The organism is Flavobacterium sp., from assembly GCF_020217025.1.
In the GTDB taxonomy this organism is placed as follows: domain Bacteria; phylum Bacteroidota; class Bacteroidia; order Flavobacteriales; family Flavobacteriaceae; genus Flavobacterium.
The window spans coordinates 1-10,000 of sequence record NZ_JAIWOF010000065.1; the positions used below are offsets into that span (position 1 = coordinate 1).

At 33.4% G+C, this 10,000-nt stretch carries 10 protein-coding genes; 4 read left to right on the forward strand and 6 right to left on the reverse strand.

From position 1 onward, the window contains the following. The coding region (locus LDL23_RS03020) for a thioredoxin family protein (RefSeq protein ID WP_291264390.1) at positions 1 to 501 on the forward strand (501 nt) is incomplete at its 5' end. Here LDL23_RS03020 and LDL23_RS03025 read toward each other — a convergent pair. Genes LDL23_RS03025 through LDL23_RS03045 form a run of 5 tightly spaced genes read right to left on the reverse strand, consistent with a single transcriptional unit; the run spans position 493 to position 3,774 of the window. Continuing rightward, positions 493 to 1,113 (reverse strand): YiiX/YebB-like N1pC/P60 family cysteine hydrolase, encoded by a 621-nt coding sequence (locus LDL23_RS03025; RefSeq protein ID WP_291264391.1) that lies wholly within the window; start codon positions 1,111 to 1,113, stop codon positions 493 to 495. The two genes, LDL23_RS03020 and LDL23_RS03025, sit on opposite strands and share 9 nt — an antisense overlap. After that, complete coding sequence (truB, locus tag LDL23_RS03030; protein ID WP_291264392.1) at positions 1,103 to 1,801, reverse strand: tRNA pseudouridine(55) synthase TruB; 699 nt, start codon at positions 1,799 to 1,801, stop codon at positions 1,103 to 1,105. Before truB ends, LDL23_RS03025 begins: the two co-directional genes overlap by 11 nt. Beyond that, a complete protein-coding gene (locus tag LDL23_RS03035; RefSeq protein WP_291264393.1) occupies positions 1,801 to 2,610 on the reverse strand; it encodes an undecaprenyl-diphosphate phosphatase in 810 nt (269 codons plus the stop codon). Before LDL23_RS03035 ends, truB begins: the two co-directional genes overlap by 1 nt. A 6-nt stretch (positions 2,611 to 2,616) precedes the next feature. Beyond that, complete coding sequence (locus LDL23_RS03040; RefSeq protein ID WP_291264394.1) at positions 2,617 to 2,856, reverse strand: DUF3098 domain-containing protein; 240 nt, start codon at positions 2,854 to 2,856, stop codon at positions 2,617 to 2,619. Positions 2,857 to 2,898: 42 nt separating this feature from the next. After that, positions 2,899 to 3,774: a permease-like cell division protein FtsX gene (locus LDL23_RS03045; RefSeq protein ID WP_026724466.1), complete on the reverse strand. Its 876-nt coding sequence runs from the start codon at positions 3,772 to 3,774 to the stop codon at positions 2,899 to 2,901. Positions 3,775 to 3,890: 116 nt separating this feature from the next. Between LDL23_RS03045 and LDL23_RS03050 the strand changes: the two genes are divergently transcribed. The 3 genes from LDL23_RS03050 to LDL23_RS03060 all read left to right on the forward strand — a co-directional run bounded on the left by LDL23_RS03050 (position 3,891) and on the right by LDL23_RS03060 (position 9,350). Next, positions 3,891 to 5,546, forward strand: a complete 1,656-nt coding sequence (locus LDL23_RS03050) for a WG repeat-containing protein (RefSeq protein WP_291264395.1) — start codon at positions 3,891 to 3,893, stop codon at positions 5,544 to 5,546. A 72-nt stretch (positions 5,547 to 5,618) separates the two neighbouring features. Then, on the forward strand, positions 5,619 to 8,486 hold the full coding sequence (gene leuS, locus LDL23_RS03055) for a leucine--tRNA ligase (RefSeq protein ID WP_291264396.1): 2,868 nt from the start codon (positions 5,619 to 5,621) through the stop codon (positions 8,484 to 8,486). 168 nt (positions 8,487 to 8,654) lie between these two features. Beyond that, on the forward strand, positions 8,655 to 9,350 hold the full coding sequence (locus LDL23_RS03060; RefSeq protein ID WP_291264397.1) for a zinc metallopeptidase: 696 nt from the start codon (positions 8,655 to 8,657) through the stop codon (positions 9,348 to 9,350). An 81-nt stretch (positions 9,351 to 9,431) separates the two neighbouring features. Here the strand turns inward: LDL23_RS03060 and LDL23_RS03065 are convergent, their stop codons facing one another. After that, positions 9,432 to 9,902: an Lrp/AsnC ligand binding domain-containing protein gene (locus tag LDL23_RS03065; protein ID WP_291264398.1), complete on the reverse strand. Its 471-nt coding sequence runs from the start codon at positions 9,900 to 9,902 to the stop codon at positions 9,432 to 9,434. Between the last annotated feature and the right edge of the window lie 98 nt (positions 9,903 to 10,000).

A 10,000-nucleotide genomic window follows, 5' to 3' on the forward strand; every position in this document is an offset into this window, starting at 1 on the left:
CAATCAGCCGATTTACTTCATTATTCAGAATTAAACGAAACGAGAATGCATCGTTTAGATAAAACCATTGAAGTAACTCCAGAGGTAAAAGCTAAATTACAAAATTTAGACAAAAAGTACATTTGGTTGGTATTAAGCGAAGGTTGGTGTGGCGATGCCGCTCAAATCGTTCCTGTAATTCACAAAATGGCAGAAGTAACAGATAAAGTAGAATTAAAAATCGCTTTGCGTGATGATAACGATGCTTTAATGCAACACTTCTTAACGAATGGAGGAAAAGCAATTCCAAAATTAATTCTTTTAGATGCTGAAAATTTAGAAGTTGTGGCGGATTGGGGTCCAAGACCTCATGGCGCAAAGCAATTAATCTTAGATTACAAAGCTGCTCACGGAATTGTTGATGAAACCGCTAAAATAGAATTGCAAAAATGGTATTTACACGATAAAGGAATTTCGATTCAGAATGAAATCGTGGAACTGCATGAAAATATCTTAGCGTAAAGTTCCAATAATTTTCAACTTATCAGAAGTGGAAATTCCACCAGGGTTGCAACCTAGTTGACCTTCTGGGATTTCCATTTTTAGTTTCTCGTAATAGTCTGCCCAAACTTCAAAATACTGATTTGATTTTGGTGATTTGAATGTCATCGGAAATAAATCAAACAGTGGTTTTTTGTATGAATGCAAAAACGCATCATAAATTAATTCCGAACAATAATATTTTCCGTTACTGTACAAATATTCGTCATCATAAGGAACACCAACTTGTTGTAACGAAAAAGTGATAGCTTCAGGAATGTATTTTCGGTATTTTCTTTTTAATCTTCCTACAAACATTTCTTCTTTTGTGTAGGTTTTGAAGGTTTCGTAAGGAGTTATTTTTACTGCTTTTCCAGCGGCTTCAATTACGAAAATTGAATCGTTTTTGATGTAAACCATTCCTAAATGGCTAAAATCTTTCCCTTGATAACCTTCGGTAACCTCGTTAATAGCTTCGCAAAGTGGTCCGCAATTCATAGATTGAAATAAAAGATCACCTGTTTTTAGTTTTACATTTTGTGAAAAACTAAATTGGAATAAAAGAAAAAATAGAAGTAAAGTTTTATTTTTCATCTTGATGCAATTGTGCAAAATCATCAGGAGTAATTGCGTTTTCAACTGAATAATCACCAATTTTTGTTCTTCGAAGCGCAGTTAAATGTCCGCCTGATTCTAATGCTAATCCAAAGTCATACGCTAACGAACGAATGTAAGTTCCTTTGCTACATTTTACTCTAAAATCGATTTCAGGTAATTGAATTCGAGTGATTTCAAATTCGTAAATCGTAGTTTTTCTCGATTGAATTTCGACTTCTTCACCAGCGCGTGCGTGTTCGTACAAACGTTTTCCATCTTTTTTAATGGCAGAAAAAACAGGAGGTTTTTGGTCGATTTCACCTAAAAACTGTTTTGTGGTTTCCAAAATCAATTCTTCGGTAATATGTTCGGTTGGAAAAGTAGCGTCAATTTCGGTTTCTAAATCATACGATGGAGTAGTAGCTCCAACCAGTATAGTTCCAGTATATTCTTTAGCTTGTGCTTGAATTTCGGTAATACTTTTGGTGAATTTTCCCGTGCAAATAATTAATAAACCAGTTGCCAACGGATCTAAAGTTCCAGCGTGACCAATTTTGAATTTCTTTGGTAAGTCGTATTTGCGTTTTAAAATGTATTTCAATTTATTCACCGCTTGAAAAGAAGACCATTTCAAGGGTTTGTCGATTAAAAGTACTTTTCCTGCTAAAAATTCTTCGGCACTCATTATTTATATAAGTTAAAGTACGCTAATAAAAGAATTCCAGCCACAATACGATACCAACCCCAAGGTTTAAATCCATATTTTTTTATAATCTCTATAAAAAATTTAATAGCTAAAACAGCTACAATAAAAGCTACAACATTTCCAATGATGAACATTTTTGTGTTTTCGGGAGTTTTTAAAATCAATTCATATCCTTTTAAACCACTCGCTTCATACGATTTTAAAAAGATAGAATAACACGTAACCGCTAACATGGTCGGTACTGCTAAAAAGAATGAAAATTCAGCTGCTGCTTGTCGTGACAATCCTTGTTGCATACCACCAATTATACTTGCGGCACTTCGGCTTGTGCCAGGCATCATAGCTAAACATTGCCAAAAACCAATAGTTACCGCTTTTTTTATGGTAATGTCTTCTTCTTTAAAGATAGTAGGATTTTTAAAAAATCTATCAACAAATAATAAAATGATTCCGCCTATAATAAGTACAACAGCAATTGGTGTTGGATGTTCTAAAACCGCTTCAATTTTATCGTCGAATAATTTTCCTAAGATTAAAGCTGGGATAACAGCAAAGGCTAGTTTAATAAAGAATTGAAATTTCGAGAAATCGAAAAATTTCTTCCAATACAAAACTACAACTGCTAAAATGGCTCCAAATTGAATGGAAACTTGAAACAGTTTGGTAAATTCCTCTTTTTCAATTCCAAAATAAGAACTCGTAAAAATCATGTGTCCCGTTGAAGAAACGGGTAAGTATTCCGTTAGACCTTCAATGATGGCAATGATAATAGCTTGTAAAATATCCATAAAGTGTTACTTCTTCGGATTTTTTAAAATCGAATAAATTGTAATTCCAAATCCAATTAAAACTACGGTTGGAGCTAAACGAATTCTTCTGAAACTAAATAATTCTTCACCGTTGAATACATTTGGATCTTCGCTTCCGCCACCACTCATTAAAAGAAATCCTAAGCCAATTACAGCTAATCCAACTAAAAGAATTTTGTAGTTTACTTTATCGAAAAGAAATTCAGGTTTGTTGTTATTTTCCATTTTTATATTTTTTTTAATTCACTGAACATTATTCAATGAATACTAATAAAGATCGTCTGTTTTTAAATTCAAGAAACGTTGTGTAGCAAAAAAGGTACTAATCCAAGTAATTAGAATTCCAATTCCTAAAACACCAGTAATTACAATACCAAGCGAAACGTAATCTTTTGCAATGCCTAAACTTGGGAATATGCCATCTACATAAATAGCTAAAGCGATAATTCCGATGATAGCTAATCCAGAACCAATTAATCCTAGTTTAATACTTCTCCAAATAAAAGGTTTTCTAATGAACGATTTTGTTGCTCCTACCATCTGCATGGTTTTAATAGTAAAACGATGAGAATAAATTGATAATCGCATAGAACTGTTGATTAACAACATCGCTACAACCGTTAAAATTCCGCTGATGATTAAAATCCAAAACGTGATTTTTGTTACGTTTTCGTTTACCATATCTACTAGTTCTTTATCGTAGATAATTTCCGAAACCATTTCGTTTTTACGAATGTTACGCTCAATTTTCTTGATACTATCTGCATTAACGTAATCTCCTTTTAAGTGAATGTCAAATGAATTTTGAAGTGGATTGAATCCTAGAAACTCCATAAAATCTTTTCCAACGATATCCACATTGTTTTTAGCGGCGCTATCCTTGTGAACAAAAGCATATTCTTTGATGAATTTAGCGTTTTTCAATTCAGTGTCAAAAGCGCTAATAGTAGAGTCTTTTGCATCGTTATCAAAGAAAACAGTCATAGGTATGTTTTCTTTAAAATCATTAGTAATCTTTTTCGAATTAATTACAAAAAGTCCTAAAGCTCCTAAAAGGAACAATACTAAAAAGATACTCAATACTACCGAAAAGTAGGATGAAATCAAACGTCGTTTGTTGTAATTTTCAAAAGATGATGCCATATAATTCTATTTAAGCCGTAAAAATAGTAAAGAAATTTTGTTTACATAGAATATAACAACAAAGTTTTAACTTTAGTATTTATAATCAGTAAATTTGAAGCTTTAAATTCATAAAAATGACATTACGATTTAAGATTTCGGTACTTTTATTCTTTTTTGCACTAAGCTTAACGGCACAAGAAAATATTTTTCCTTACCGAGAAGGCAATTTATGGGGTTTGTGTGATGAAAATGCAAAGGTTTTAGTTGCACCAAAATACGATGCCATAAAAAAAGACAGAACTAAAGGGACTACTTTTTTCGAAGCTTCTTTAGAAAATAGTTCGGGAGTTTACATAGGTTCCAAAAATGTAATTCCTGTTGAATTTCAAAAATTGCAGTATGTATCAACTAATTTGATAATTGCGGTTAAAAAAGGAGTTGATAAAAAAGAAATCAACTACTTATACAACACAAAAGGGGAATTATTAATTAATCAACCGCTTTCTTATTTAAAAGGAATTAAAGGAAATGACAAGCGTTATGATACTACTTTTATTATTGGATTTTATATAAAGGATTTAGAAGGAAGAGAATCGTTAGTAAATTTGGATTATTACAATGATAACAAGTTAAGTTATGTGTTAAAAGACGTTTTTTCGATAGAATTAGACAATAAAAAATCAAAAGAAGAATTAGCAATTGCTTATGTAAAACAAACGGCAACAAGTGCTGTTGAAACTAAATATTTTAAAGTAGAAGGAAGTCAAATCATTCTTTTAGATAACAAAAAAGATAGTCAGTATATTCAAGAAAATACAGGGCCAAAAAAGAAAAAAGAAGGATATAACAATTACGAGGATAATATTGCAGTTCCAAATATAGATAGTGAAATGGTTGTTGAAGAGCCTAGAGGTTATTCAGGAACTGGTTCTGGGAGTGGAGATGGTCCAGGAAGGGGAAAAAGTAACAGAAAAACTCCAAAAGGAACTTCATACTACAAATATGCTTTAAAAGACAATCAAATAGAAGTTGAGGTTTCAAACAATGTTACTAAAAATAAAAAAACTGTAAAATTACCTGTTAAAGCAGATAAAATTGAAGTTTTCAAAACTATAGGTGTTATCACAGAAGATAAGCCTGATAGCGACAGCATTCAAACCTATTTCAATTACATTATTTATCAAAAGAAAAATAAATTCGGTTTAGTGTATCAATTCCCATTTCAAAAAAGTGTGGAATATGATTTTTTAGAGCCTATGAAATCTGAAAAAAAATATGATTCGGGTTCTAAAAATTATTTTAAAGTTGGGATGTTAGATAAAAAAACCAAAATCATGAAATATGGTGTTATCGATGTTAATCATACTTTTATTTTGCCTGCTGAATATGACGAAATTAAAATGGGATACACTATAACATCATCATTTAAAGAGCAAGTGTTTTTGGTTAAGAAAAACAACTTGTTTGGATTGGTTTCTGAAAAGAAAGAAATCAAATTACCGATTGAATTTGATAGTATCGAGTTCAATCCAGAAAATCAGGGTTTCTTAAGAGTAAAAAAAGGAAACCAACATTCGGCATACATTAGTTATTATAGTAATTCGGATTATATATTGACGTTACTTCCTATGTATTATCCGTATCCTGTTAGGGAAATTAAATACTCCATTAGTAGTGGTAAAAAAGGAATTTCCTTGTTGGAAGCAATAGAATACATCGCATTAGAAGACGAAAACAAAAATTTCAAAGGCTACGCGAATCCAAACGGAACACTATATTTTAAAGATTAGTTTTATAAAAGTTTTATAAAACGTATTTTTGCACCTTTATTTTTCGGATAAAACCGATAACAGAAAACTGACATGAAATACCACCACGAAAAAATCGAAGCCAAATGGCAACAATATTGGGCAAAAAATCAAACTTTTGCTGCATCAAATAATTCAGACAAACCAAAATACTATGTATTAGATATGTTTCCTTATCCTTCGGGAGCGGGCTTACACGTTGGGCATCCGCTGGGTTACATTGCTTCTGATATTGTCGCAAGATATAAAAGACATCAAGGTTTTAATGTATTGCATCCGCAAGGGTACGATTCATTCGGTTTACCAGCCGAACAATATGCGATTCAGACTGGACAACATCCAGCCGATACCACTCGTATGAATATTGAAGGTGGTGTCGATAAATCAGGAAATACCATTCAAGGTTACAGAAATCAGTTAGACAGAATTGGTTTTTCATTCGATTGGAGTAGAGAAGTGCGTACTTCAAATTCAGATTATTACAAGCATACGCAGTGGATTTTCATTCAATTATTTGAATCTTGGTACAACAAAAATTCGGATAAAGCAGAAAGCATTTGCACCTTAATTCAAGAATTCGAGAAAAACGGAAATGCGAATGTAAATGCGGTTTGTGATGATAATATTGAACCATTTTCAGCTGAAGATTGGAAATCATTTTCATCAGAAGAACAACAAAAAGTACTTTTACAATATAGATTAACCTATTTAGCCGAAACCGAAGTAAACTGGTGCGCGGCTTTAGGAACCGTTTTAGCGAATGACGAAATTGTAAACGGCGTTTCAGAACGTGGTGGACATCCAGTAGTTCGTAAGAAAATGACACAATGGAGCATGCGAATTTCTGCTTACGCGGAACGTTTATTGCAAGGTTTAAACGAAATCGATTGGAGCGAATCCATCAAAGAATCACAAAGAAACTGGATTGGAAAATCGGTTGGAGCCATGGTTTCGTTTCATGTAAACAATCACGATGCTAAAATCGATGTTTTCACAACGCGTCCTGATACGATTTTCGGAGTGACTTTTATGACGTTAGCACCAGAGCACGAATTGGTCACTCAAATCACAACTTCAGAACAAAAAGCAGCGGTTGAAGCGTATGTTGAAGCTACAGCAAAACGTTCGGAAAGAGAAAGAATGGCTGATGTAAAAACGATTTCAGGTGTTTTCACAGGTGCTTATGCTGAACATCCTTTTACAAAAGAACCAATTCCAGTTTGGATTGGCGATTACGTATTAGCTGGTTATGGAACAGGCGCTGTTATGGCGGTTCCATGTGGCGATGAGCGTGATTATGCTTTCGCGAATTTCTTCAAAGGAACACACGGAATGCCCGAAATTAAAAATATTTTCAACCAAGATATTTCAGAAGCCGCTTACGGTGAAAAAGGTGGTTTCGAATTAGTAAATTCTGATTTCTTAAACGGATTAGATTACAAATCGGGAACAAAAAAAATCATCGAAGAATTAGAAAAAATAGGCGCAGGAAATGCCAAAGTAAATTACCGTTTACGTGATGCTGTTTTCTCTCGCCAAAGATATTGGGGCGAACCATTTCCAGTATATTATGTGAATGGTTTACCACAAATGATTGACAAAAAACACTTACCAATCGTGTTACCAGAAGTGGAGAAATACTTACCAACCGAAGACGGTCAACCGCCATTAGGTAACGCAACGGTTTGGGCTTGGGATACAGAAAAAAATACAGTAGTTAGCAATGATTTAATTGATAACACAAAAGTTTTTCCATTAGAATTGAACACGATGCCAGGTTGGGCAGGTTCTTCATGGTATTGGATGCGTTATATGGATGCGCACAACGAAAAAGAGTTTGCAAACGAAGACGCTTTAAAATATTGGGAAAACGTAGATTTATACATTGGCGGAAGCGAACACGCAACCGGACATTTATTGTATTCTCGTTTTTGGAATAAATTCTTAAAAGATAGAGGTTACGCTCCAACCGAAGAACCATTCAAAAAATTGATTAATCAAGGAATGATTTTGGGAATGAGTGCTTTTGTGTATAGAAGTGAAGATTCTAAAACTTTATATTCAAAAGGATTAATAAAAGATAAAAATGTTCATCCAATCCATGTTGATTTATCCGTAATCAACGACATCACTAATGAATTGGATATCGAAAAGTTCAAAAATCATCCTCTATATTCTGATTATGCTAATGCAGAATTTATTTTAGAAAACGGAAAATACATCGTAGGTCGCGAAGTAGAAAAAATGTCGAAATCGAAATACAATGTAGTTTCGCCAGATGATATTTGTGAAGAATACGGTGCTGATACCTTACGTTTATACGAAATGTTCTTAGGTCCATTAGAGCAATCTAAACCTTGGAACACAGCAGGAATTACAGGAGTTGCCGGTTTCTTGAAAAAATTATGGCGTTTGTATTTTGATGATAATGGTTCGGTAATTGTAAACGATGAACCAACAGCTGAAATGTACAAGTCATTACACAAAACCATCAAAAAAGTAACAGAAGATATTGAGAATTTCTCTTTCAACACATCGGTTTCTCAATTCATGATTTGTGTAAACGAATTGCAACAATTAAAATGTAATCATAGAGCTATTTTAGAACCATTAGCGGTTTTAGTTTCGCCTTATGCGCCTCACATCGCAGAAGAATTATGGTCTGCTTTAGGTCATGAAGGTTCAATTGCAACGGTAGCTTTTCCAAAATTTGAAGAAAAATATTTAGTGGAATCTGAAAAAGAATATCCAGTTTCCTTCAATGGGAAAATGCGTTTCACAATTAAATTGCCATTGGATTTAACCAAAGAGCAAATTCAAGAAATTGTATTAGCAGACGAAAGAACCATCGCTCAATTAGCAGGAAATACACCTAAGAATATTATTATCGTTCCAGGTAAGATTATTAATTTGGTTGGATAATATAAATTTCAAACCACAAGACTTAAAATCCCAATCCTAAAAGTTTGGGATTTTTTTGTAACATTTTTCGTTTTTTACGTATAACAAACAAATCAAAATGTCAACTTGTCATTTGAGATAAATTGGCGTAGAGTTTGTATATAGTTTATAAAATTAAAAAGAAAAATTATGTTTGGATATTATATCATGATTGGAGCGATTGCTCTAGTAAGTTGGTTAGTAAGTAACAAATTGAAGAGCAAGTTTGCGTATTATTCAAAAGTTACATTACGAAACGGAATGAGTGGTGCCGAAATTGCAGAAAAAATGTTGCAAGACCATGGAATTACCGATGTAAGAGTAATTTCAACACCGGGTCAATTAACAGACCATTATAATCCTGCTGATAAAACAGTTAATTTGTCAGAAGCGGTTTATAATCAAAGAAATGCAGCGGCAGCGGCAGTGGCGGCTCACGAATGTGGTCACGCGGTGCAACATGCACATGCGTATCAATGGTTAACAATGCGTTCTAAAATGGTACCAGTAGTAAACATTTCGTCTAGTATGTCGCAATGGTTGATTATGGGTGGTTTGATTTTAGGTCTTGCTTCTAAATCAAGTATTGGTTTTTACGTAGCGGTTGCAGGTTTGATTTTAATGGCAATTGCAACTACTTTCAGTTTCGTTACGCTTCCAGTAGAATACGATGCGAGTAACAGAGCATTAGCTTGGTTAAAAAATAAAAACATGGTGAGCCAACAAGAATATGCAGGTGCGGAAGATTCATTAAAATGGGCAGCAAGAACTTATGTGGTTGCGGCTTTAGGAGCTTTAGCGTCTTTATTGTATTGGGCTTTCCAAATTTTAGGTTCGAGAGAGTAATTAATTAGATTATATATTTTAAAACCCAAATTCATTCAGAGTTTGGGTTTTTTGTTTGTTCTTGATTTTTGAATTTGAAATTTACAACTGAATTTGTCTTTCAATTTGCTGTTCTAAAGAAATATAGGTTTCCGTTCGTGAAACGCCATCAATGGGTTGGATTTTCTTGTTGAGCAATTGCATCAAATGCTCGTTATCTCGACAAATGATTTTGATTAAAATACTCCAATTCCCAGTCGTATAATGGCATTCCAAAACTTCGGGAATCTTCTTCAATTCTTTTACCACTTCTGGATTACTTGATGCTTTTTCTAAATATATTCCAATGAAAGCCATCGTGCTGTAACCCAAAACTTTCGTGTCTACAATAAATTTCGAACCCGAAATCACTCCAGCATGTTCTAATTTTCTTAGTCGTTGATGAATCGCAGCACCTGAAATCCCAATTTTATTGGCAATCTGTAAAATGGGTTTGCGAGCATCTTCCATTAAATCGCGAAGGATTTCTTTGTCGATTCCGTCGATTTCAATTTGTAAGTGATTTATCTTCATAGGGTGTGAATTTAAAAGTAAAAATACAAAATCAATTTCAAACTCAATAAAAAAATCCGAAACCAGTTACGATTTCGGATTTTGTAAATTATAAAATA

Bases quoted from the DNA above. Each gene is read 5' to 3' on its own strand.
- leuS (WP_291264396.1), top strand. From the start codon at position 5,619: ATGAAATACCACCACGAAAAAATCGAAGCCAAATGGCAACAATATTGG.
- LDL23_RS03045 (WP_026724466.1), bottom strand. From the start codon at position 3,774: ATGGCATCATCTTTTGAAAATTACAACAAACGACGTTTGATTTCATCC.
- LDL23_RS03025 (WP_291264391.1), bottom strand. From the start codon at position 1,113: ATGAAAAATAAAACTTTACTTCTATTTTTTCTTTTATTCCAATTTAGT.
- LDL23_RS03035 (WP_291264393.1), bottom strand. From the start codon at position 2,610: ATGGATATTTTACAAGCTATTATCATTGCCATCATTGAAGGTCTAACG.
- LDL23_RS03060 (WP_291264397.1), top strand. From the start codon at position 8,655: ATGTTTGGATATTATATCATGATTGGAGCGATTGCTCTAGTAAGTTGG.
- LDL23_RS03050 (WP_291264395.1), top strand. From the start codon at position 3,891: ATGACATTACGATTTAAGATTTCGGTACTTTTATTCTTTTTTGCACTA.
- truB (WP_291264392.1), bottom strand. From the start codon at position 1,801: ATGAGTGCCGAAGAATTTTTAGCAGGAAAAGTACTTTTAATCGACAAA.
- LDL23_RS03065 (WP_291264398.1), bottom strand. From the start codon at position 9,902: ATGAAGATAAATCACTTACAAATTGAAATCGACGGAATCGACAAAGAA.
- LDL23_RS03040 (WP_291264394.1), bottom strand. From the start codon at position 2,856: ATGGAAAATAACAACAAACCTGAATTTCTTTTCGATAAAGTAAACTAC.